Below are 23,665 nucleotides of genomic sequence, written 5' to 3'. Positions count from 1 at the left end.
CCTGCTCCGCTTCGCCCTTTGCACCAACCTTTGGCGCAAAAGCGCAACGGCCGTGTGAAGGATTTGCTGCATTGCGGCGACAGTTGCGGCGAAGGCGCAACAATCCGCACCCCGTTGGGTGCCCGACAGTCCGGGTCAGGTCAGATCAGCGCGCGACAGGCCTTTGCGGCGGCCTGCACGATGCCGTCACGCGCGATGTGCCGTCCACCCTGCACCACATGCCGCCCTGTCGCCCAGACATCAGCAACCCCCAGGTCACGCCCGAACATCCAGCGGTCCAGCAAACGGTCATCGGCCATATCAAGGCCCATCGGGTCGTGCAGCGCCACCAGATCGGCGGGTGCACCGGTGCTGATCTGCGGGGCCGGGGCCCCAAGCGCCTGCGCCCCGCCCGTGGCAGCACCCTGAAACAGCCGCGCCCCGGTAGACCCGGTGTCGGCACACACATTGCGCGCCCGGCTGTGCAGGCGCTGCGAATATTCCAGCATCCGCGCCTCTCCCGCCGCCGTGATCTGCACATTGCTGTCGGTGCCAAGCCCGAACCGCCCGCCCGCCGCCAGAAACGGCTCGGCGGGGAAAATCCCATCGCCCAGATTGGCCTCGGTGATCGGGCACAGGCCCACAACGGCACCGCTGGCGGCAATCCCCTGCACCTCTGCGGGGGTCAGATGGGTGGCGTGAATCAGGCACCAGTCAGGCCCGACCGGGGCCTGATCCAGCAGATACGCAACCGGGCGCTGGCCGCAAAAGGCAAGGCAATCGTCCACCTCCTGCACCTGTTCGGCAATATGGATGTGAAAGGGCCGCCCCGGAAAGGCCTGCGCCAACCCGGTGATCTGCTCAACCGTCGCCGCACGCAGCGAATGTGGTGCCAGCCCCACACGGTCCTGCGGACGCGCCATCGCATCACAGGCCTCCACCAGACGCGCAAAGCCGTCCGGGTCGTGCAGAAACCGCCGCTGACCTTCGCCCGCCGCTTTGGGGCCAAAGCCGCCATGGGCATAGAACACCGGCAGATGGGTCAGGCTGATCCCGGTCTCCTCGGCGGCGGCAAAGATCCGCGCCGACATCTCGGCGGGGGTGTCATAGGGCGCACCATCCGGCGCATGGTGCAGATAGTGGAACTCGCCCACCCGGGTAAACCCCGCCTCCAGCATCTCGACATAGGCCAGCGCCGCAATCGCCTGCATCGCCTCGGGCGAAAGCTGCAGGGCAAAGCGGTACATCATCTCGCGCCAGGTCCAGAAGCTGTCACGCCCCGGGCCGCGCTGTTCGGTCAGCCCCGAAAACCCGCGCTGAAAGGCATGGCTGTGCAAGTTTGGCAGACCGGGCAGCAGAATATCGGCGCGCAGGTCACCGGGCTGCGGCGGGGCACCGATGGTGACGCTGGCAATCCGCCCCCCGGCCAGCACCAGCCGCACATCGCGCGCCCAAGCCTGGGGCAAAAGGGCAGTCCGGGCGTGAAGGATCATGGCGCGGTCCTTTGACAAAAGGGCTATGCAGGCGGTGCTTATTATGTATATACTTGAAAACGACACAAAGGAAGCAAAACCTTTTCCATCCTCAAGGGGCCACCATGCCAGCCACGCTATGGACCAATGCCCGCGTTGTCACCGCCGATGGCGGCATTGACCGCGCCCCGCAGCCGGGCGCGCTGGAGGTGCTGACCGAAGGCGGACGGATCGTTGCCGTCGGCCCGGCCCTTCCCCGCAATGGCCACCGCATCGTCGATTGTGGTGGCCGTTTGCTCACCCCCGCGCCCATAGATTGCCACACCCACATCGTTTTCGGCGGCGACCGCGCGGCGGAATTCGAGATGCGGCTGGACGGCGTGCCCTACACCCGGATCGCGCAGGCGGGTGGCGGCATCACATCCAGCATGCGCGCCACACGCGCGATGGATGTCGCGGCACTGGTCGCAGCCAGCCTGCCAAGGCTGGATCATCTGCTGGCCGAAGGCACCTGCACGGTCGAGATCAAATCCGGCTACGGCCTGTCGGTCGAGGCCGAGCTGACCATGCTGCGCGCCGCCCGCGCACTGGGGCAGGCGCGCAAGGTCAGGGTCTGCACCACATGGCTCGCCGCCCACGCCCTGCCGCCAGAGTATGAAGGCCGCCCCGACGCCTACATCGCCGAAGTCGCCATCGCCGGGCTGAACGCGGCCCATGCCCAAGGCCTGGTCGATGCGGTGGACAGCTTCTGCGAAGGCATCGCCTTCACCCCCGCCCAACTTGCCCCGCTTTATGGCCGCGCCCGCGCCCTTGGCCTGCCAGTGAAAATCCATTCCGAGCAACTGTCGCCCTTCGGTGGCACCGCTTTTGCCTGCGCCTACAACGCCCTGTCGGCCGATCATCTGGAATATGCGACCGAGGCGGATGCGCAAGCCATGGCGGCCTCCGGCACCGTGGCGGTGCTGTTGCCCGGTGCCTTCTACACCTTGCGCGAAACCAAATTGCCGCCCGTTGCGGCCTTCCGCGCGGCGGGCGTGCCAATGGCACTTGCCACCGATTGCAACCCCGGCACCTCACCGCTGACCTCTATTCTGCTCACGATGAACATGGGGGCGACGCTTTTTCGCATGACCGTGGCCGAATGCCTGTTGGGGGTTACAGCGCATGCCGCGCAGGCGCTGGGCCTGCAAAACGTCACCGGGCGCATCGCGCCCGGTCTGGCCGCCGACATGGCACTGTGGGACGTGGACACCCCGGCGCAACTGGTGGCGCGGATCGGGTTCAACCCGCTGCACGCCCGGATTTATCAAGGAGAGCTGGTCGCATGACCCAAATGATCCTGACCCCCGGCGCGGTGCCACTGGCCACCCTGCGCGATCTGTACTGGCAGGGCGGCAGCCCGCGCCTGACCCCAGATTGCGCCCCTGCGGTCGCGCGCGCCGCCGCACGCATTGCCGAAGTCGCCGCAGGCGACGCAGCGGTCTACGGCGTCAACACCGGTTTTGGCAAACTCGCCTCCATCCGCATCGCGCAAGCTGATGTGGCGCAATTGCAGCGCAACCTGATCCTGTCGCATTGCTGCGGCGTGGGCGCCCCGCTCGACCCGGCGGTGGTGCGGATGATCCTGACACTCAAGCTGATGTCGCTGGGCCGAGGCGCATCCGGCACGCGGCCCGACGTGGTGGCGCTGATTGAGGGGATGCTGGCCCACAACATCCTGCCGGTGATCCCCGAAAAAGGCTCGGTCGGTGCCTCGGGCGATCTGGCCCCCTTGGCCCATATGGCAGCGGTAATGATCGGCGAGGGCGAGGCGTTTGTCGGTGACACCCGCCAGCCCGGGGCCGATGCGCTGCGCAGGGCCGGGCTTGCCCCCGTGGTGCTGGCCGCCAAGGAAGGGCTGGCGCTGATCAACGGCACGCAGGTCTCTACCGCGCTGGCCCTCGCCGGACTGTTCCGCGCCGAACGCGCCCTGCGCGCGGCCATCGTCACCGGCGCCCTGTCCACCGATGCCGCCATGGGCTCAACCGCGCCCTTCGCGGCTGAGATCCATGAGCTTCGCGGCCATCAGGGCCAGATCGACGTCGCGGCCAGCTTGCGCTCCCTGCTGGCGGGCAGCCAGATCCGCGACAGCCATGAGACGGGCGATGAACGGGTGCAAGACCCCTATTGCATCCGCTGCCATCCGCAGGTCGCCGGGGCCGCGCTGGATATTCTGCGGGGCGCCGCCCGCACCTTGGAGATCGAGGCGAACGCCGCCACCGACAACCCGCTGGTCCTGTCAGACGGCTCGGTGGTGTCGGGCGGCAACTTCCACGCCGAACCCGTGGCCTTCGCCGCCGACATCGTGGCGCTGTCCGTGGCCGAAATCGGCGCTATCGCCCAGCGCCGCATCGCCCTGCTGGTGGACCCCGCACTGAACTTCGGCCTGCCGGGGTTCCTCACGCCCAAACCGGGGCTGAACTCCGGCTTGATGATCGCCGAAGTCACCTCCGCCGCGTTGATGAGCGAAAACAAGATGCTGGCCCACCCGGCCTCGGTCGACAGCACCCCCACCTCGGCCAATCAGGAAGATCACGTCTCCATGGCCTGCCACGGCGCGCGCCGCCTGCTGGCGATGACGCAGAACCTGAACTGGATCATCGGGGTCGAGGCGATGGTGGCCGCCCAAGGCGTCGGCCTGCGCGGGCCGCTGGCAACCTCGCCCGCCTTGCAGGCCGCGATTGCCGCGATCCGCGACCGCATCCCGGCGCTGGAGGCCGACCGCTTCATGGGCGCGGATATGGAGGCGGCAGGCGATCTGGTCGCCTCCGGCGCGCTGGAGGCGGCAGGGGCCGACCTTCTGCCATGGGTGGCGTGATGCAGGCCGTTCAGGTGCAACAGGGCGATGGCCCCGTCATCCTCGCCTTCCCGCATGTCGGCACCGAAGTCCCGCCCGAAGTCGCCGCGCGGCTGAACGCCGAAGGCCGCCTGCTGCGCGACACCGACTGGTATATCCACACCCTCTACGCCAACCTGATCCCCGGCCTGACCACGGTGACGGCCACCCAGTCGCGCTATGTGATCGACCTCAACCGCGACCCCAGTGGCACCAGCCTCTACCCCGGCCAGACCACCACCGGGCTGATCCCGGACACCACCTTCGACAACGTGCCGATCTGGCACCAGCCGCCTCAAGCGGCAGACGTCGCGCACTGGCTGCAAGCCGTTCACCAGCCCTACCACGCCGCCCTCGCGTCCGAAATCGCCCGCGTCCGCGCAAAACATGGCGTGGCGATACTCTACGACTGCCACTCGATCCGCTCACAGGTGCCGTGGCTGTTTCCCGGCACGCTCCCCGACCTCAACATCGGCACCAACACCGGCACCAGCTGCGCGCCCGAACTGCAACAGGCGGTGAGCGCGATTGCCGCCGCCTCTGGCCACACATGGGTGCTCAACGGTCGCTTCAAGGGCGGCTGGACCACCCGGCACTATGGCCGGCCCGAAGCGCAAGTGCATGCCATCCAGATGGAGCTGTCGCAGATCAGCCATCTGGCGGCGGAAGAACCGCCCTTCGCCCTGCACCCCGCCCGCACCGCCCACTTGCGCCAGACCCTGACCCACATCCTCGCCACGCTGGCCGATCTGGCCCCGCGTCTGGCCCATTGACGAAGAGGCCCCCCATGACCCGCCACAACACCCGCGACATCTACCCTGCCACCGGCACCGACATCACCTGCAAAAGCTGGCTCACCGAAGCCGCCCTGCGCATGCTGATGAACAACCTGCACCCCGATGTTGCCGAAAACCCGCACGAACTGGTGGTCTACGGCGGCATCGGCCGCGCCGCCCGCACGTGGGAGGATTTCGACCGCATCTGCGCCGCCCTGCGCGATCTGGAAGCGGACGAAACCCTGCTGGTGCAATCGGGCAAGCCCGTCGGCATCTTCCGCACCCACACCGACGCCCCGCGCGTGCTGATCGCCAATTCCAACCTGGTGCCGCATTGGGCCACCTGGGCGCATTTTCACGAGTTGGACCGCAAGGGCCTGATGATGTACGGTCAGATGACCGCGGGGTCGTGGATCTACATCGGCACCCAAGGCATCGTGCAGGGCACCTATGAGACCTTCGCCGAAGCCGGGCGCCAGCATTACGACGGCAGCCTGAAAGGTCGCTGGATTCTGACCGCAGGCTTGGGCGGCATGGGCGGCGCGCAGCCCCTTGCGGCGGTGATGGCCGGGGCCTGCTGCCTTGCCGTCGAATGCGACGAGACCCGCGCCGATTTCCGCATCCGCACCCGCTATTGCGACGCCAAGGCGCATACACTGGATGAAGCATTGGCGCTGATCGACCAATGGACAAAGGCGGGCGAGGCGAAATCCGTCGCCTTGATCGGCAATGCCGCAGACATCTTCCCCGAAATCTACCGCCGCATGCAAGCAGGCGAACCGATGCCCAACACCCGCCCCGATATCGTCACCGACCAGACCTCTGCCCATGACCCGCTCAACGGCTATCTGCCACGCGGCTGGACCGTCGCCGAATGGCAGGCCAAGCGCGAAACCCATCCGGCAGAGGTGGAAAAGGCCGCCCGCGCGTCAATGCGCGATCATGTGGCGGCGATGGTGGGCTTCTGGAACGCAGGCGTGCCGACGCTGGATTACGGCAACAACATCCGGCAGGTCGCGAAAGAGGAGGGGCTGGAAAACGCCTTCGCCTTCCCCGGCTTCGTCCCCGCCTACATCCGCCCGCTGTTCTGCCGCGGCATCGGCCCCTTCCGCTGGGTGGCGCTGTCGGGCGACCCCGAGGATATCTACAAGACCGACGCCGCGATGAAGCGGCTGTTCCCCGACAACGCCCACCTGCACCGCTGGCTTGACATGGCGGCGGACCGCATCGCGTTCCAAGGCATGCCCGCCCGCATCGCTTGGATCGGCCTTGGCGAGCGTCACCGCGCCGGGCTGATGCTGAACGATATGGTGCGGTCGGGCGAGTTGAAAGCCCCCGTGGTCATCGGCCGTGACCATCTGGACTCCGGTTCGGTTGCCTCGCCAAACCGCGAGACCGAGGCCATGAAGGATGGATCAGATGCTGTCAGCGATTGGCCGCTTCTGAACGCCATGCTCAACGTGGCGGGCGGGGCCACATGGGTGTCGATCCACCACGGCGGCGGCGTCGGCATGGGCTTCAGCCAGCATGCCGGTGTGGTCATCGTGGCCGACGGCACCGATGAAGCCGCCAAACGGCTGGAACGCGTGCTGTGGAACGACCCCGCCACCGGCGTGATGCGCCATGCCGATGCAGGCTACGACATCGCGCATGACTCTGCGGCAAAGCACGGCTTGCGCCTGCCGGGCATCCTGTGACCGGCCACTACCCCGCCGCCGCCCGCACCTTCCGCCCGTGGAAGAACGGCGGCGGCGAAACGGCAGAAATCCTGTGCTGGCCCGAAGGGGCCGGCATCGACGACTTCACCCTGCGGCTCAGCACGGCGCGCGTCGCGGCCTCCGGCCCGTTCTCGGCCTTCCCCGGCGTGAACCGGGTGCTAACCGTGATCGAAGGCGGCGCAATGGTCCTGACGCTCGACGGCACAGACCACCCCCTTGCCCCCGGCAGCCCGCCCTTCGCCTTCGCGGGCGATACCCCCTGCACCGCGCACCTTGTCGGCCCGCCTCTGCTCGATTTCAACGTGATGACCCGCCGCCCCTTGCAGGCACAGGTCACCACCGGCCCGTTGGCACCAGATGCCCGCTTTGCCCTGCTGCTGGCCCCCGCCGCCGGTCTGGCGCGGCTTGATCTGGTGGATCTGGACCATGCAGACCCTAATCTGGTGGCGGCGCTGACAGGCACCCCCGCCATCGCCGTTCACCTGCCTAGCGCGCCTCGGGGGTGAACCGGCTGACCAGCTGGTGCCGTGTGCCGGGGTAGGTCTGACTCACCAGCGTCACCCATTGCCCGGCGCTTTCCGTGCGGCGGGTGACTTCCAGGCAGGCCTCCCCCACCGGCAGCGCCAGCGCGCGCGCCATCGCCGCGGGCGCGTTCAGCGCGCGGATGCGGTGGTCGGCCGATGTCCACGGAATTTCGCGCAGCAGCCACTGGCCGGGGGCAATGGTGCGAAAGTCCTGCGCAAGTGCTGCGGGCGCGCTGACCGGATTGATGATCCGCGCCTCATGACAGAACGGCTGATCCCCCGCGTAATGCACCCCCTGCAACGCCAGCACCGGCGCTGCGCTGTCGGTTCGCGCCGCCTGTGCCTCATCGGGGCGGGGCGCACGCAACTCGCGCAAGCTCAGCGCAAAGCGCCACTCAAGTCCCAGCGCCCGCACCTCGGCCTCGATATCGGTAATCGCCATCACCGCCGCCTGCGCCATCGGCTGCGCCACAAAGGTGCCCAGCTTCTTGCGCCGCACCAGAAACCCTTCGCGCGTCAGCTGCCCCAGCACCTTGTTCATCGTCATCCGCGACACGCCCTGCTGCTGCGCAAGCTGGGTTTCAAACGGCAGTTGAAACCCGGGCGGCCAGTCGCCGCCGGTAATCCGGTCGCGCAACTCCGCCAGAATGCGGTCGTGATGGGTGGTGCGGCTGTCCACAAGGCCCTCGCTCTGGTCTGGGTCCAACCTAGACACGCGGGGCAGGGGGAACAAGCAGATGGGTCAGGGCATCTTACCGGCGATATAGGTGGCAAACTCGAAATTCGGCCGCTCCAGATGGCTCAGCGCACCGGGAACGGACATCTGCGCACACAGGCCGCGATAAACCCGTTCCACACAACCCTTGTCCTCGACATTCACATCATCCAGCAGCGCCTTCAGCGCCGCGAAATGCGCGGGTGCCTCGGGGTCGGCGGCCCAGTCGGGGGCAAGCCCGCCGCCAAACAGCACGCGCACCTTGCCCGGCCCGTCTGGCGTTAGGCACAGATACCAGAAATACCCCGGCGTCAGGGTAATCAGCAGCGCCGGATAAACCGACAACAGCCATGTAATCCGCCGCTCCTCGCCCACCAGCGTGGTGTTCGACGGATGCGCCAGCGTCAGCGGCAGCGAGTCGTTCTTGACGATGTAATGGTAGTTAAAGGCCGGAAAGCCTTCGGGGCATGTCATCTTGAGTAGGTCCACCGTGCCGCCGATGGTGTCGTGGTGGCAGACCGGCAGATGGTAGCTTTCCATGAAATTCTCGGCCAGCACCTTCCAGTTGGTGTTCCAGTGGAACTCCTCGCGGAACGCCTCCACATAGTTTCCCATATCGAGATACCCGACGAGGTTCTCAACATCCATCAGCACCTCGGCAGGCGGGGCCGCATCCGGGTTCAGGGTCACCATGATCCAACCCAGCCAGGTCTCGACCCGCACCTTCGGCAGCGCGATCTGGTCCTTGCAGAACCCCTCATTCAGCGTCATCGCAGGCGCACCGCGCAACGTGCCGTCAAGGTTATAGGTCCAGGCATGATAGGGGCAGACAATCGCCCGCGTATTGCCCCGCCCTTCCAGCAGCGTGCTCATCCGGTGGCGGCACACGTTGGACAGGCCCCGCAGCGTGCCATCCCGGTCGCGCAGAATGATGATCGGCTCGCCCGAGATTTCCATGGTCAGGTAATCACCGGGGTTGGGCAAAGCATCGGCCCGCCCGGCGCACAGCCACTCGGCAGCAAAGATGTGCTGTTCCTCCAGCGCGGCAAAGTCGGGCGAGGTATAGACCGATTTCGGCATCGCGGTTGCACGCTCGAACGGTTGCGCCACATTGGCGCGCAATTCGGCAAGGGGGGTCAGCTTCAAGTCGTGGCGGGTCATCAGACACCTCCGTCTGCCGTAGGGTTACCGCGTCAGGATGCGGAAGGATCGCGGGGCGGGCAAGCCCGATGTGGCCGGGCCGCAGGCAATTCTGCGCAATACCTCATGCAGTGCCCGCCGCTCAGGCATCTGCACGCACCCGCGCGGCAATATGGGCCGCCAGCCGTTCCGCATCGCGCCACGCCCCCCAGATGAACGCCGACCCCCGGCACGACAGCCATGGCAGCCCCACGAAATACAGCCCCGGCACCTGCGACACGCCCTCGCTGTGCAGCGGGCGGCCCTGCGGGTCAAATGCATCTATCTTGATCCAGCCGTAATCCAGCGCAAATCCGGTGGCCCAGAGGATGCTGGTGATGCCATGCGCCGCCAGATCAAGCGACAGCACAGGTTGCGTCACGCAGCCCGGCAGCGGCGCAAAGATGCGTGCCTCCGGGTCTTCGGGAAAATCAAGCCCATGGGCGGCGGCATAGGCATCCGCCTCATCCAGCACCGACAGATAATTCGCATCCCCCCGCGCGATGTTCTGCGCAAGGTCGGCACTGACCGTCACAGCCCCCTCCGCAAAGCCATTGGCGCGGCCCAGCAGCACCACCCCCTGCGTGGCCAGCCTGCGGAAATCCATCGTCTGCCCGCCATAGGCCCCGCTGACGGCAATCGTCACATGCTCGGTGCCCGGTTCCTTGGCCTTGGCGTCCCATTTCCCCAGCTTCCCCAGCCACCAGACAAAATCCTGCCCGCGATAGCGGCGGGGCGGGCGGTCATGCGGGCCGACCGACAGGTAAACCTGACGCCCCGAGCGCTGCAATTCCTCGGCAATCTGCGCGCCCGATGACCCCGCGCCCACCACCAGCACCGCGCCTTTTGGAAGCTGAGCGGGGTTCTTGTAGGCACTGGAATGCAGCTGCATCAGCCCCGCCTGCGCCGGAACCATGGCTGGGATCAGCGGTTTCTGGAACGGGCCGGTGGCGACCACCACCTGCTCTGCCTCGATCACACCATCCCTGGTTTCGGCGCGGAACGCGCCCGAGGGCAGGCGGTGCAGCGCCACCACCTCCACCCCGCAGCGGACCGGCGCCTTGATCCGCGCCGCAAAGGCCTCGAAGTAATCGGCCACCCGGTCCTTGCCGGCAAAGGCATCGGGGTCCAGACCCTCAAACTCCATCGCCGGAAACCGGTCATGCCACGCGGGGCCATTGGCAACCAGCGAGTCCCACCGCTCCGACCGCCAGCGCTCGGCAATCCGGGCGCGCTCCAGCACCAGATGCGGCACGCCGTGCTGCGCCAGATGGGCAGAGGTGGCAATCCCCGCCTGACCGCCGCCGATCACCAATGTGGGAATTGTCTCAGGGCTCATCGGGCGTCCTTTCGCTGACGGGTCCGTGAAAGCTGTAATCCCTCCCTTGCTTTGGCAAAACGATGATCTGTCTCAGCCTTGCCAAGGCGCAGCCTAACCGGACCCCGGATCAATCGACGGGCTCAGACTGCGCACCTTTTCCGGTGTCAGCTGGCCCTGGCAATGGCCGACAAAGGCCCGCAGCGTCAGCGACGACCGCGCCCCCACCGGCAGGATCAGCCCCAGCCGCATCGGGCGCACCGCGCCCGCAAGTGGCACAAAGCGCAACGGCTGCCCATCGGGCGACCGGTCCGACCACGGGCGGATATTGGCGATGGAATAGCCAAAGCCCTGCCCGACAAGGCTGTGCATCACCCCCATGTCACGGGTGCGCTCCACGATGCGCGGCCTCACCCCGGCGGCGTGAAAGCATGACAGAAAGTAATCGGCCGACAGCGGCAGGTCCAGCAGCACCATCGGATGCGGTGCCAGATCCTGCGGCGTCAGGCTGTCCTGCCCCGCAAGCGGATGGCTGGCCGCCAGCACGGCATAGGGCGTCAGGCTGGCCAGCGGCACAAACTCCAGATCGGCAGGACTGTCGAGATCATAGCCCAGGGCCGCATCCAGCGTGGCATTGCGCAACCCGTCATACAGGTCAGACTGGTCACCTTCGGACTGGTGAAACTCTACCTGCGGGTGCAACGCGGTAAAGCTGCGGCGCAGTTGCGGCAGGATCACCTGTGCAAAAGTGATCAGCCCGCCGACATGCAGCCGCCCCTGCACGGTCTGGGTGATGCTGCCCGCCAGATCGTTCAACTGCCCCGCTTGCGCCAGAACCTGCCGCGCGTGGTCGAAAATCTGACGGCCCGGGCTGGTCAGCGTCAATCCCTGCGCATGGCGGCGGACAAACAGCTGCAACCCGAATTCCTGCTCCAGATGGGCAATCGCGGCCGAAATCGACGGCGACGACACGCTCACCCGCTCTGCCGCCACCGCAATCGACCCGGCCTCGCCCACCGCGACAAGGTATTCCAGCTGCCGAAGGGTAAAGCGCAGGGGCATCTTGGCCTTTCAGACGGGATCATTCATCGCCGGGCACGCCATAGCTGGGGGCAGCGCTCGGGTCCGTCGCACGCTGTGCGTAAGCCTGCATCTGCGGATGATACACCTCCCACGCCGCGCGCAACATACCGATCGGGTCATCGGCCCAGTCGATCCGCAGATCGGCCAATGGCCATGCCAGCCGGTCGGCCAGCGTCAGCCCGGCAGAATGCACCGGCCCCGCCTCGCCCCCCGCAGCCAGCCCCGCCTCCAGCGACGCCATCAGCCGGTCGCCCAAAGCGCCGCTGGCCGATTCAAAGGCGGCAACCATGGCTGCGGGAACCGCGTCATCGGCCAGCAGATTGCCCCCCGCCGCACATTCCATGCCCGCAGCCTCACCCCACACCCCCAGAACCTGCTTGCCCGAATGAACAGCCGTCCGGCCCTGAGCGTCAATCACCAGCAACTGCCGGTAATCAATATGCGCCCGCCCCGCCGTCACCTGTGCCAGCGCGTCCGGCGCAGACAAGCCCGCCTGCATCTGGTCCAGCAGCAACGGCCCCAGGCCCGGGTCGGTCACGTTCTGGCTCGCCACCGCCCCCACACCCGCCCGCACATGCGCACAGCGCGCCGCCACGGCTGGAGAGGATGAGGCGATCACCATGCCGAACTGGCCGGTCCGCGCACAACGGGCAATCAGCGAAAATGTCATGGCCCTAGTCCGGAATGACGGCAGTGCCGTCGATCTCCACCAGCCAGTCCGGCCGGGCCAGCGCGGTGACGACCACGCCGGTGGACACCGGATGCACGTCCTTTATGTATTCCCCCATGGTGCGGTACACCGCCTCGCGGTGGCGCACGTCCGTAAGGTAAACCACCACCTTGCACAGATGCTCCATGCTGCCGCCAACCTCTTCCAGCAGCTGCCGGATGTTCTGCATCACCTTGTGGGTCTGCTCCACCGGGTCATGGCTGCCTATGTTTTGCGCGGTGTCCAAGTCCTGCGGGCACTGGCCGCGCAGGAACACCATGCGCCCCCGCGCCACCACAGCCTGCGCCAGATCATTGTCCAGCTTCTGTTCTGGGTATGTGTCCTTGGTGTTGAACTTGCGGTGGCGGGTATGGGCCATGAAAACCTCGGTGCGTGAAGGGCGGATCAGACGCTTGCGTCAGCATGCGCCGGTTTTGGCTAAAGCAAAAGCATGGTCTGGCATCACGTTGCGTAGGCATATCCTAATCGGGGCAGGGCAGACCGGTAAGCGAAAGATCCTCGTTTGCGCACAAACGTCATGACGTAAACCATACACAAACCAGACGCGGATCAGACCCAAACCATACCGAAAATTTCAAGCCTTTTCAGACCCTTGCCGTCACATCGCCTGATGCGTGATCCGCCCGCCGCAAATCGTCAGCGCGATGCCGGTTGTGCCCATGGCCTCGGGCGGGGTCGCCTCCACATCGCCGTCAATCATCACCAGATCCGCCGCCATGCCGGGCACCAGCCGCCCGACCAGGTGCTCGCGATGCGCCGCCCATGCCCCGCCTGCGGTGTAGGCGTGCAAGCTGGCCATCAGCCCTACCCGTTCATCGGCACACCCTTCATAGGGCACACGGGTCAAAGCTGCCTGCATCCCGCGCATCACCGACACATCGGTTACCGGCCAGTCACTGGCAAAGGCCAGCGCAGCCCCCTGATCTGCAAGGGTTTTCCACAGATAGGCATCCTTCCACCGTGCCCGCCCGATCCGGTCCAGCGTCGGCATCAAAGGGAAATCCATCGCCCCCGGCGGGTGCGGCGGTTGCAGGCTGGCGGTAATGCCAAGCGCGCCAAGCCGGGGGATGTCGCTGGCGTCGATCAACTCGATATGCTCGATCCGGTGCCGGCTGTCGCGGCGCCCATTGGCTTTTTGAGCCGCCTCATACCCATCAATCGTGGTCCTCACCGCCCCGTCACCGATGGCATGCACCGCGATCTGCAACCCCCTCCGGTCGATCTCGGTCGCAATCTGGTAAAATTTATCCTGCGAAAACAAAGGCTCAGACCGATGCCCCGGCTGGTCGGGATAGTCGCGCAGCATAAAGGCGGTGCGGCTGTCCACCACCCCATCCATGAACATCTTCACAAAGCCAGATTGCAGCCAGTCATCGTTGAAGTCCCGCGTCATGTCCTCGGCTCGGTCCAGCGCCGACAGGTCCATGTGCGGCTTGAAGTGGAAGGGCACCTTGACCCGCGCGGTCAGCCGCCCCTCGGCTTGCATTTCCCTCAGCAATTCAAGCGTATAGCGGTTGCCATCCATGTTCACCATGCTGGTGATGCCCTGCGCCGCGCAGTGCCGCAGACCAGCCTCGATCTTGGCCTTGTCAATCGCCCGCTCCGCCGCATCGGGCCAGGGCGACGGCTCCTCGCCGGTCGCGATCCCCAGGTTCAGCCGCGCCTCGCCGCCCAAGGCGATCACCGGCGCAAAGGCTTCAAATTCAAGCAGTTCTCCGGTGGCCGTACCATCGGCACCCATCACCACCTCATGCCCATGCGGGGTGTCCATCCCGTGCAGGATGCCCGCCGCCCGCAGGGCGGCGGTGTTGGCCCAGACCGTGTGATGGTCATGCGACGTCATGGCGATGGGGCGGTCGGGCAGGATGGCGTCCAGATCGTGGCGTGTCACCGGATGATCCAGCATGGCATAATCCGCACCCTGCGCCATCAGCAGCGGGCGGTCGGGGTGTGCCGCGCCAAAGCGGCGGAACGCATCGCGCAAGGCCTCCATCCCATGCAGGCCGGACACATGCAGATGCCCAAGCTCCGCCCCGCCCAGCACCAGATGCAGGTGGCTTTCGACAAAGCCGGGCAACACCGTGCGCCCTTTGCCATCAATGACTTGCGTGTCCGGCCCCGCCAGCGCCTCCACGTCGGCACGCTTGCCAACGGCCAGTATGCGCCCCGCCGCGGTGGCCACCGCCTCGGCGCGGGGGTGGAAGGCGTCCATCGTCAGGACGCGGGCATTGGTCACAATCAGGTCGGCTGTCATGTCAGTCCTCAAGGTTTGGCGGGCGCTTGCCCGGCCAGTCGGTGGCAGTGTGATAGGCCTGCCCCATCGCCAGAATGGCGGCATCTGCCCCCACAGGCCCCGCCAGTTGCATCCCCATGGGCAGGCCACCCGCGCCAAAGCCCACAGGCACCGATAGCGCGGGCAGACCGATCAGGCTGACCGGGATCACCACCTCCATCCAGCGGTGATAGGTGTCCATCGTGTGGCCGTTGATCTCTTGCGGCCAGCGCCAGCCAACCGGAAAGGGCCAGACCTGCGCCGTGGGCAGCGCGATGGCATCGAACCGGGTGAAAAGCGGCGCCATATGGGCGTAATAGCGGCTGCGGATGGTGGAGGCGTCGAACACCGCCTGCGCGGTAAGGCCCTGACCCTGTTCAATTTCCCAAACAGTCTCGGGCTTCAACTGCGCCCGTTTGGCCGGGTCGTCGTACAGCGCCTTCATCCGGCCTGCGTTCAGCATGGCGCGCAGGGTGGTCCAACTGTGCCACAATTTCCCCGCGGGGAAGGGCGGGGCAATCGCCTCGACCTCGGCCCCCTGATCGGTAAACATCCGCAGCGCCGTCTCGCACAGCGGCAGAATCCCCTGCTCCATCGCATAGGCCCCGCCCCAGTCGGCCAACCATGCAATGCGCTTGCCGCGCAGGCTTGCACGCTCAAGCCCTGCGGCATAATCCTGCACCGGCAAGGCGAAGGGCACTTCCGGGTTTGGCCCGGCCTGCACCTGCAACAGGCGGGCCACATCCTCCACCGTGCGGCCCATCGGGCCTTCGGTGGCCAGCGTGGCCAGAAAGGTATCGCCATCGGCATCGCCAGGCACCAGACCCCAACTGGGCCGGAAGCCATAGACGTTGCAAAACCCGGCCGGGTTGCGCAACGACCCCATCATGTCGCTGCCATCGGCCACCGGCACCATCCGCGCGGCAAGCGCCGCTGCCGCCCCGCCGGATGACCCGCCCGCCGTGCGGCTCAGGTCATAGGGGTTGCGGGTGGCCCCGAACACCGGGTTGAACGAATGGCTGCCATGCCCCCATTCGGGCGTGTTGGTCTTGCCGATGAAGATCGCGCCCGCGGCCCGCATCCGTGCGGCCAGCAGATCATCGGCCTGCGGCACGTGATCGGCAAACAGCGGGCTGCCCCAGGTGGTGCGCAAGCCCTTGGTTGCGCACAGATCCTTCACCGCCAGCGGCAGGCCGTGCAGCCAGCCCTTTGGCGGCTGATCATCCGCCGCCCGCGCCTCGGCCATCAGCGTATCGGCATCGCGCAGCGACACCACGGCATTCACCTGCGGGTTCACGTCCGCAATCCGCGCCAGACAGGCTGCCATCACTTCAGACGGGGCCACGCTTCGCGCGGCAATCATCCGCGACAGATCGCTTGCAGACTGCTCCCACAGCTCCATGCTGCTTTCACCTTTGGAAAATACTCTTGTGGGTGTGGGGGGCGATCAGCCCCCCAACGACTGTCAAAACCGCTTACTTCATAAGTTCGGTCCAGATGGCGGCCATATACTGCTGCGCGGTGGGCGAGCAGGTGGGCAGGAACGTGCCCGCTGCCTTGTGCTCATCCGGCGTCACCACTTCGGGGGCGGCTTTCATGTCTTCGGGCATGAACGCATCAGACCCGGCGATGCCGTTGTTATAGCGGGCGAATGCCGAGATCATCGCGGCGTTCTCCGGCTCCATGATGAAGTTCATGAACGTATAGGCCTGATCGACATTGCGGGCGTCGGCCAGCAGCATCACCGAATCCATGAAGATCGGGTAGCCTTCCTTGGGGTAGCCATGCGCCACGGTGTCATTCGCCAGACGCGCGCGCATGGACGATCCGTTCCAGTTCACCGAGGCCGCCCAGTCGTTGTTCGACAGCTTTTCGGTGGCACCGTAATCCATGCTGATCCAGTGCGGCTTGGCCGCCAGCAGCACGTCGCGGGCCTTTTTCAGCACTTCGGTGTCTTCGGTGCAGGGCTCGCCACCCACATACATCACCGCAAGGTTGACCACATCGGTCATCTCGGGGACGACATTGATCTTGCCTTTCAGCTCATCGGGCACATCCAGAAAGATCGACGACGTGTTGATGTCGCCGGTGTAAACGGCGGTGTTGACCGACAGGCCGATCGACCCCCACTGCCATGGGATCGAATGGGTGCGGCCCTGGTCCCAGGCCACATCCATCCATTCCGGCGCGATATTGGTGTGGTTGGGCAGCTTGGTCAGGTCCAGCTCAACCGCCAGCCCCTTTTCGACAAAGATCGGCACATAATTGGTGGATGGCACCACCAGATCAAAGCCATGGCCCCCGGCCTCGATCTTGGCCAATGCTGTGTCGTTGCTGTCGTAGTCGGTGACGGTGACCTTGATCCCGGTCTCCGCCTCGAACTTGGCCAGCAGATCGGGGCCGGTGTAATTGCCCCAGTTATACAGGTTCAGAACCCCTTCGGCCTGCGCCAAAGAGGTGGTGGCGGCCAGAAAGGCCAAGGCTGTCAGCGTGCATTTCATCTGTCGTCTCCCGGTTGGTTCAGTTTTTTTTGCGCGTCAGAATGAAGAACAAGGTCAAGAGTACCACGGTCAGCCCCAGAAGGGCGGTCGAGATGGCATTGACCTCGGGCGTGATGGCGCGTCGCATCTGGCCCAGCATGTAGGTGGGCAGGGTATCCTGCCCGGCCGACTTCACGAATTCGGTGATCACCACGTCATCCAGAGAGATGACAAAGGCCAGCATCGCCCCGGCAGCAATGCCGGGGGCCAGCAGCGGCAAGGTGACATGGCGGAAGGTCTGCCACGGGTTGGCGTAAAGATCAGCGGCGGCGGTTTCGAGGCTCAGGTCCATCCCTTCCAGCCGCGCGCGGATGGGCAGGTAGGCAAAGGGCGTGCAGAACGCGGCATGGGCGAGGATCAGATACGCCAGCCCCTGATAGCCGGTGGCCTGCTTGACCACCCCGAACAGGATCAGCAGCGCCACAGCCGTCACGATTTCGGGCACCATCAGCGGCTGGTTGATCACCACATAGATGAAGGTCTGGCCGCCAAAAGCCGCCCGCCGGGTGGTGCCAAGCGCGGCCATGGTGGCCACGGTGGTGGCAAGCGCGCTGGCACAGGTGGCGATGATCAGCGACCGGGCGGTGGCACCTTTCACGGCTTCATTGTTCCACGCATCAGCATACCAATGCAGTGACCAGCCCTCCCAGACTGCAACGGAGGGGCCGGAGTTGAACGAGAACACCACCAGCGTCAGGATCGGCAGGTACAGCAGCACAAAGACCACAATGGCCACGGTGGCAAAGCCGGGCAGGCGGGACACCTCGAAGCTGCGTTCAGCCATGCGGATTGTTCCCCTTGGTGCTGGCGCGGACATAGATCAGCAGCGCCGCCATCACGATAAGGAGCAGCGCCATCGACAGCGCCGCCCCCAGCGGCCAGTTGCGACCTTGACCGAACTGCAACTCAATGAAGTTTCCGATCATCATGTTCTTGCCACCGCCCAGAACGCGCGGCGTGACATAGGCCCCAAGCGAGGGGACAAATACAAGGATCGACCCCGCGATGATGCCGGGCTTCACGATGGGCAGGATGACATGGCGCAAGACCTGCAACCGGCTGGCATAGAGGTCATATCCCGCCTCCAGCAGCTTCATGTCGAACCGGTCGATGGCCGCGAACAGCGGCAGCACCATCAGCGGCAGGTAGACATAGGCCATGCCGATGAACACGGCCGTGTCTGTGTTGATGATGCGGATCGGTTCGGAAATCAGCCCCGCGCCGATCAGCACCGTGTTCATCAACCCTTCGTTGCGGATCACCTCATTGATCGCAAAGGTGCGGATCAAAAGGTTGGTCCAGAACGGGATGGTGATCAGAAACAGCCACATCGCGCGCTGCGCCGGGGGCCTTGTGGCGATGAACCACGCGGTCGGAAAGCCGAGTGCAAAGGTCAGCGCGGTGGTCATCAGCGACAGTTTGACCGACCGCCAGAAGATCGTCAGATGCGCGTCCGCCAGGTTCGTTGTGCCGTCAAAGATATCGCGGGTGAACAGGATGCCGACCCAACCGTCCAGACTGAACTCCCACACCACATTGCCATATTGGCCGGGGGTCAGAAAGGAATAGACCAGCACGATCAAAAGCGGGCCCGATGCCGCAAGGAACAGCAGCGTCAGCGCCGGAGCAGACAAAAGCCATCCGTTGCGGGTGGATTTTCTGCGCTGGCTTTGTTCAGCGGGGCTCATGGCGCTATTCCCGGATCAGGCGGGCAGCGCCCGGCTGAAAGGTCACGGCGACTGGCTGACCAGTGGTGAAATCCGCGCCGCCATCCACCGGGCTGGGGACGCGTGCTGTCAGGCTGGTGCCGTCTGAAAGCGCAAGATTGACGTGAATGTCAGTGCCGAAATACACCACCCCGGTCACTGTAGCGGCAAGGCCGGCCCCGACCCCTGCCGGGCCAAGGCGCAACTGTTCGGGCCGCACGATCAGCACGGTGCCCTGCCCTTCAGCGGCAATCACATCACCGGTGCTCAGCCGCGCGCCTTGCTGCGTTGCAGTCACCGGCAGGAAATTGGTCTCTCCGATGAAGCTGGCAACGAAGCGGTTGACCGGGCGGGTGTAGATGTCACGCGGGGCACCGACCTGCTGGACCTTGCCCGCACTCATCACCGCGATCCGGTCGCTCATGGTCAGGGCTTCTTCCTGATCATGGGTGACAAACACAAAGGTGATCCCGGTTTCAAGCTGCAGGCGTTTCAGCTCGACCTGCATTTCCTTGCGCAGCTTGAGGTCCAGTGCCGACAGCGGTTCGTCCAGCAGCAGCACCTTTGGCCGGGGGGCCAAGGCCCGCGCAAGCGCCACGCGCTGTTGCTGGCCGCCGGAAAGCTGGCTGGTCTTGCGGTCGGCCATCGCGTCAAGCTTGACCAGTGCCAGCATTTCGGCCGTGGTCGCCTTGACCTCGGCCTGTGGCCTGCCCTGCATTTTTAGGCCAAAGCCTATGTTTTCGGCCACGGTCAGATGCGGGAATAACGCATATGACTGGAAGACCGTATTCACCGGGCGGCGATTGGGCGGCATTTCGGTCACATCGGCACCGTCGATCAGGATCTTGCCTGCCGTTGGCATTTCAAACCCTGCGATCAGCCGTAAAAGCGTGGTCTTCCCACAGCCCGATGGGCCCAGCAGCGTAAAGAACTCTCCGGTCGCGATGTCTACCGATACATCATCCAGTGCCCGCAGCGCGGTGGCTCCCTGACCAAAGGCCTTGATGATGTTCTGTGCGGTGATCGCCACCTTTTGGGTCAAGTGACTCGCTCCCTCATATTTTGATCAATTTGATCGTTGGTTGCGCGATGGGGCAAGCAAAACCTTTACCGCCGCGTGCCGAATGTAAGATTCAGGGCAACGACTGCACAATCTGCCGACCAGAAACGGATGATCACCACGGCGCGCACCTAGGGCCGCTGGCGCGCTAGGGCAGTGGCATCGTCTTCGCTTCGGACATCACTGGCCCGGAATTCGCCTACACGCAGGCTGACATCCATGCTGCGCTGGCTGCCAAGGTTCTCAAGGACGGCGCTCTGGTCGACAACACTGCCAAGACCTGGGCAGATGTGAACCCCGCACTGCCCGCACAGGACATCCTGGTTTTCGTTCCGGGTACCAAGCACGGCACTCGTGAAGTGTTCGATGAAAAGGTGATCCTGCAGGGTTGCGAAGACAACGGCACGTTCGAGGCGCTGAAGGCTGCTGCAAACGGCGACGAAGATGCTGCTGAAGAAGGCTGCATGGCGCTGCGCACCGACGGCCTGTCGGTCGACATCGACGGCGGCTACACCGAAACTCTGGCCCGTGTTGACGCCAACAAGAACGGCATCGGTGTGTTTGGTCTGACGTTCTACCAGAACAACACCGACAAGCTGCGCGTTGCCACCATGGCAGGCGTGGTCCCGACCACCGAGTCGATCGCTGCTGGTGACTATCCTGTGTCGCGCCCACTGTATTTCTACATCAAGAAGGCGCATCTGGGTGTGATCCCCGGCCTGCAGGAATACGTTGACTTCTGCGTGTCGGATGACATGGCAGGCCCGGATGGCCCGCTGGCCGCCTATGGCCTGGTGTCCGACCCGGAACTGGCCGCGACTCAGGCAATGGTCGCTGCCGGCACGCCGATGGCTCCGATCGAGTAATCGACCGAAAAACCGAGAGAGCGCGATTTCGCGCTCTCTCAGTCCTTTCGCCCGCAGGCGTTTCCTGAAAGCGGTTTTGCCATGAGTGTCGGCCTTCTTTCCCTGATCGTCCTGGTCATTTCGGTCATTGGCTTCATCGTGGCGCGCGCACGCGCCTTGAAAAGCGCCGGTGGAAATGCGCGAGCCCTGCATTCGCTGCCGTCCTATTACGGACAGGCAGCTTTTCTTTTCACCGCCGTTCCGGCATTTCTGTTGATGGTCCTCTGGCTTTTGATCCAGGGCCCCATGATCGATGCGCGTGTCATCGGGCAGCTGGGACCAGATGTCGCCGCTGATGCAACCGCCGCGAAACTGAGTGAGCTGCGTGCAGACGTGACCGATGTCCGCGGACGACTTGCTCAGGTCGGTGTCGCTCTGGGCAGTGACATCAATGCCGAGGTTTTTGAAGCCGCCAAGTCTTATCGTATCGCGCAAACCTATGGTGCCGTCGCGATGAGCATCACGGTCATCCTCGCTGCGCTTGCCGGTTTCGCGTTCGCAATCATGCGCACCACGCGCGACTTCCGCGCCCGTAATGTGACTGAGCAGTTCATCCTGTGGGTGTTCATGGCAGCGGCCACGGTTGCCATTCTGACAACCGTTGGCATCGTCTTGTCGCTGCTGTCAGAGTCGATCCGGTTTTTCAGTCAATACCCGATTTCGCAGTTCTACTTCGGCACTGTCTGGAACCCGCAGTTCCGCGGCGGGTCTGACCTTGGCCTGTTGCCCTTGCTCTGGGGTACGCTTTACATCAGCTTTGTCTCGATGCTGGTGTCAGTGCCGCTTGGCCTGTTCACGGCAATCTACACTGCCGAATATGCACCCCAGCGCGTGCGCAACGTGATCAAGCCGCTGATCGAGGTGATCGCCGGCATCCCGACGGTTGTCTTCGGCCTCTTTGCCCTCGTGACGGTTGGCCCGTTCTTGCGCGACTTTATCGCCGTGCCGACGGGGCTTGGCAATTCCGGCTCGTCCGTGATGACGGCCGGTCTGGTCATCGGAATATTGAACACGCCGTTCATCTCGTCCTTGGCGGATGACATCATCAACTCGGTGCCCAATTCCCTGCGCGAAGGGTCTTATGGTCTTGGCGCGACCCAATCTGAAACGATCCGTCAGGTTGTGTTGCCCGCCGCTTTGCCGGGGATTGTCGGCGCGGTGCTGCTGGCTGCAAGTCGTGCCATCGGCGAGACGATGATTGTGGTCATGGGGGCAGGGGCGGCCGCCAAGCTGGGGCTGAACCCGTTCGAAGCAATGACGACCATCACTGTCAAGATCGTCAGCCAGTTGACGGGTGACCTTGCCTTTGACTCGCCCGAAACGCTCGTCGCCTTTGCGCTTGGCATCACGCTGTTTTTCTTGACGCTGGGGCTGAACATCTTCGCCCTGTGGTTCGTGCGCAAATACCGGGAGCAGTACGACTAATGACCGACATATCTCAATCCCCCGACAGCGGTGTGCCTCCGATGCGGACCACAAGCTCTCTTATGGCGGATACCCCTCGCACCCGGCGCCGCAACGCAGCTGAAAAGCGGTTTCGCATTTACGGGCTTATCGCGGTAAGTATCGCGCTAACCACCCTTGCGATCATGCTGTTCACGATCTTTCGCGACGGTTCATCGGCCTTTGTTCAGGCAAAGATCACCTTCCCGGTCACCATCGACGCGACTGTCGTTGACAAGTCCGGCAATCGTGATCTCGCCGAGATGTCAAAGGTTACGACGGTCGGATACGGGCGCGTCCTTGGAGCCTCGCTGGTGCAGTACATGACCGACCGGAACATTTCGGTCGATGGCAGCTCCGAAAAAGAAATCGCCGACATGATCTCCAAGGTTGCTCCGGCACGCCTGCGCGATATGGTTCTGGCGGATCCATCGTTGGTCGGCCAGACCATCACCTTCGTGGCCCTCGCCACGGGTCGGATCGACGGGTATCTGAAGGGGCGCGTGGACCGTGACATTGCGGCGCGGGACTCGAACGTGACGGTTCTTCAGCTGGATTTGGCCGACGCGATGGTCGACGCCTGAATTATGGAAACCCGCTTCAACTGGCGCTTCATCACTGCGCCGGACGCATCAGACCTGCGTTCCGAGGCTGCAGGACTGGGAGTGGCGCTTCTGGGCACTCTCTACATGATGTTTCTGGTGTTCATATTCACCTTGCCTCTTGGAGTGGGTGCCTCGATCTATCTTGAAGAGTTCGCGGCAAAGAACTGGTTCACCGACCTCGTCGAGGTGAATATTTCGAACCTGGCGGCCGTGCCGTCAATTGTTTACGGCATCCTGGGCCTTGCGGTCTTCATCAACTTTGCCGGATTGCCTTCGTCAGCCCCATTGGTGGGGGCACTTGTCCTCACGCTGATGACATTGCCGACGATCATCATCGCGACACGGTCCGCCATTCGGGCCGTACCGCCTTCGATCCGCGACGCCGCACTCGGTGTCGGTGCTTCCAAGATGCAGATGGTGTTCCACCATGTCCTGCCTTTGGCCGCGCCCGGCATCCTGACCGGGACGATCCTCGGTCTTGCCTCGGCGCTTGGAGAAACGGGTCCGTTGCTGCTGATCGGCATGGTCGCCTTCGTGACCAACTATCCGGCCAGCGCATTGGAGGGCGGTGTCCTCGATCCGGCCTTCATCGAGCGGTCATCCGGTGCGATCATCGTGCTTCTGGCTTTCCTTGTGGTCATGAATGTCGCGGCGATCCTCTTGCGCCGCCGGTTCGAGCGGCGCTGGTAAGCCCGGTCTTTAGAAATGCGCACGTGGTAAACAGGGGGGCTTGCCGAAAGGCGGGCCCCTCTCGCATTTGTGAGC

General features: G+C 64.6%; 19 protein-coding genes and 2 pseudogenes. 8 read left to right on the top strand and 13 right to left on the bottom strand.

The window, feature by feature from the left end; all coding sequences use genetic code 11:
* Positions 1 to 140 precede the first annotated feature (140 nt).
* Positions 141 to 1,472: a formimidoylglutamate deiminase gene (locus EEB11_RS07865; RefSeq protein WP_135429985.1), complete on the bottom strand. Its 1,332-nt coding sequence runs from the start codon at positions 1,470 to 1,472 to the stop codon at positions 141 to 143.
* 104 nt (positions 1,473 to 1,576) lie between these two features.
* Here EEB11_RS07865 and hutI point away from each other — a divergent pair, with 104 nt between their 5' ends.
* From hutI to EEB11_RS07840, 5 genes are read left to right on the top strand one after another with little or no spacing between them, the layout of a single operon-like run.
* The gene (hutI, locus tag EEB11_RS07860) at positions 1,577 to 2,779 is read left to right on the top strand and encodes an imidazolonepropionase (RefSeq protein WP_135429983.1); all 1,203 of its coding nucleotides are present in this window, start codon (positions 1,577 to 1,579) and stop codon (positions 2,777 to 2,779) included.
* A complete protein-coding gene (gene hutH, locus EEB11_RS07855) occupies positions 2,776 to 4,308 on the top strand; it encodes a histidine ammonia-lyase (protein ID WP_135429981.1) in 1,533 nt (510 codons plus the stop codon). Before hutI ends, hutH begins: the two co-directional genes overlap by 4 nt.
* Positions 4,308 to 5,099 (top strand): N-formylglutamate deformylase, encoded by a 792-nt coding sequence (gene hutG / locus EEB11_RS07850; RefSeq protein WP_135429980.1) that lies wholly within the window; start codon positions 4,308 to 4,310, stop codon positions 5,097 to 5,099. Before hutH ends, hutG begins: the two co-directional genes overlap by 1 nt.
* Before the next feature lie 14 nt (positions 5,100 to 5,113).
* Positions 5,114 to 6,799, top strand: coding sequence for a urocanate hydratase (gene hutU, locus EEB11_RS07845; RefSeq protein ID WP_135429978.1), 1,686 nt, complete (start codon positions 5,114 to 5,116; stop codon positions 6,797 to 6,799).
* Complete coding sequence (locus tag EEB11_RS07840; RefSeq protein WP_135429976.1) at positions 6,796 to 7,326, top strand: HutD/Ves family protein; 531 nt, start codon at positions 6,796 to 6,798, stop codon at positions 7,324 to 7,326. Before hutU ends, EEB11_RS07840 begins: the two co-directional genes overlap by 4 nt.
* Here the strand turns inward: EEB11_RS07840 and hutC are convergent.
* The 12 genes from hutC to EEB11_RS07780 all read right to left on the bottom strand — a co-directional run bounded on the left by hutC (position 7,307) and on the right by EEB11_RS07780 (position 19,929).
* On the bottom strand, positions 7,307 to 8,023 hold the full coding sequence (gene hutC, locus EEB11_RS07835; RefSeq protein WP_135429974.1) for a histidine utilization transcriptional repressor HutC: 717 nt from the start codon (positions 8,021 to 8,023) through the stop codon (positions 7,307 to 7,309). The genes EEB11_RS07840 and hutC overlap by 20 nt on opposite strands.
* Positions 8,024 to 8,086: 63 nt before the next feature.
* Complete coding sequence (locus EEB11_RS07830) at positions 8,087 to 9,220, bottom strand: aromatic ring-hydroxylating oxygenase subunit alpha (RefSeq protein ID WP_135429972.1); 1,134 nt, start codon at positions 9,218 to 9,220, stop codon at positions 8,087 to 8,089.
* 121 nt (positions 9,221 to 9,341) lie between these two features.
* On the bottom strand, positions 9,342 to 10,577 hold the full coding sequence (locus EEB11_RS07825) for a flavin-containing monooxygenase (protein ID WP_135429971.1): 1,236 nt from the start codon (positions 10,575 to 10,577) through the stop codon (positions 9,342 to 9,344).
* Between the two features lie 93 nt (positions 10,578 to 10,670).
* Positions 10,671 to 11,618, bottom strand: a complete 948-nt coding sequence (locus EEB11_RS07820) for a LysR substrate-binding domain-containing protein (RefSeq protein ID WP_135429969.1) — start codon at positions 11,616 to 11,618, stop codon at positions 10,671 to 10,673.
* Positions 11,619 to 11,637: 19 nt separating this feature from the next.
* Positions 11,638 to 12,309 carry a DUF1028 domain-containing protein gene (locus EEB11_RS07815; protein WP_135429968.1) on the bottom strand — a complete coding sequence of 224 codons (672 nt, stop codon included), beginning with the start codon at positions 12,307 to 12,309 and terminating at the stop codon, positions 11,638 to 11,640.
* A gap of 4 nt (positions 12,310 to 12,313) precedes the next feature.
* Positions 12,314 to 12,727 (bottom strand): RidA family protein, encoded by a 414-nt coding sequence (locus EEB11_RS07810; RefSeq protein ID WP_103335924.1) that lies wholly within the window; start codon positions 12,725 to 12,727, stop codon positions 12,314 to 12,316.
* 240 nt (positions 12,728 to 12,967) lie between these two features.
* Positions 12,968 to 14,623 (bottom strand): amidohydrolase, encoded by a 1,656-nt coding sequence (locus EEB11_RS07805; protein WP_135429967.1) that lies wholly within the window; start codon positions 14,621 to 14,623, stop codon positions 12,968 to 12,970.
* A 1-nt stretch (position 14,624) separates the two neighbouring features.
* On the bottom strand, positions 14,625 to 16,043 hold the full coding sequence (locus EEB11_RS07800) for an amidase (RefSeq protein WP_135429965.1): 1,419 nt from the start codon (positions 16,041 to 16,043) through the stop codon (positions 14,625 to 14,627).
* A gap of 73 nt (positions 16,044 to 16,116) precedes the next feature.
* Positions 16,117 to 17,142 carry an extracellular solute-binding protein gene (locus EEB11_RS07795; protein ID WP_135429963.1) on the bottom strand — a complete coding sequence of 342 codons (1,026 nt, stop codon included), beginning with the start codon at positions 17,140 to 17,142 and terminating at the stop codon, positions 16,117 to 16,119.
* 19 nt (positions 17,143 to 17,161) lie between these two features.
* A complete protein-coding gene (locus tag EEB11_RS07790) occupies positions 17,162 to 17,965 on the bottom strand; it encodes an ABC transporter permease (protein ID WP_135429961.1) in 804 nt (267 codons plus the stop codon).
* Positions 17,958 to 18,869, bottom strand: coding sequence for an ABC transporter permease (locus EEB11_RS07785; protein WP_135429959.1), 912 nt, complete (start codon positions 18,867 to 18,869; stop codon positions 17,958 to 17,960). Before EEB11_RS07785 ends, EEB11_RS07790 begins: the two co-directional genes overlap by 8 nt.
* A gap of 4 nt (positions 18,870 to 18,873) precedes the next feature.
* On the bottom strand, positions 18,874 to 19,929 hold the full coding sequence (locus tag EEB11_RS07780; protein ID WP_135429957.1) for an ABC transporter ATP-binding protein: 1,056 nt from the start codon (positions 19,927 to 19,929) through the stop codon (positions 18,874 to 18,876).
* Between the two features lie 176 nt (positions 19,930 to 20,105).
* Here EEB11_RS07780 and EEB11_RS07775 point away from each other — a divergent pair.
* The 3 genes and pseudogenes from EEB11_RS07775 to EEB11_RS07765 form a co-directional block, all read left to right on the top strand.
* Positions 20,106 to 20,813, top strand: a pseudogene (locus tag EEB11_RS07775) (substrate-binding domain-containing protein); the annotation flags it as partial.
* A gap of 81 nt (positions 20,814 to 20,894) precedes the next feature.
* A complete protein-coding gene (gene pstC / locus EEB11_RS07770) occupies positions 20,895 to 22,277 on the top strand; it encodes a phosphate ABC transporter permease subunit PstC (protein ID WP_135429953.1) in 1,383 nt (460 codons plus the stop codon).
* A pseudogene (locus EEB11_RS07765) lies at positions 22,277 to 23,590 on the top strand (PstA family ABC transporter permease). The gene pstC and the pseudogene EEB11_RS07765 overlap by 1 nt, the downstream one beginning before the upstream one ends.
* The last annotated feature ends 75 nt before the right edge of the window (positions 23,591 to 23,665 follow it).

It is taken from the genome of Pseudotabrizicola sediminis (genome assembly GCF_004745575.1).
Taxonomy (GTDB): Bacteria; Pseudomonadota; Alphaproteobacteria; order Rhodobacterales; family Rhodobacteraceae; genus Pseudotabrizicola; species Pseudotabrizicola sediminis.
This window is presented reverse-complemented; position numbering and strand designations above follow the sequence as displayed.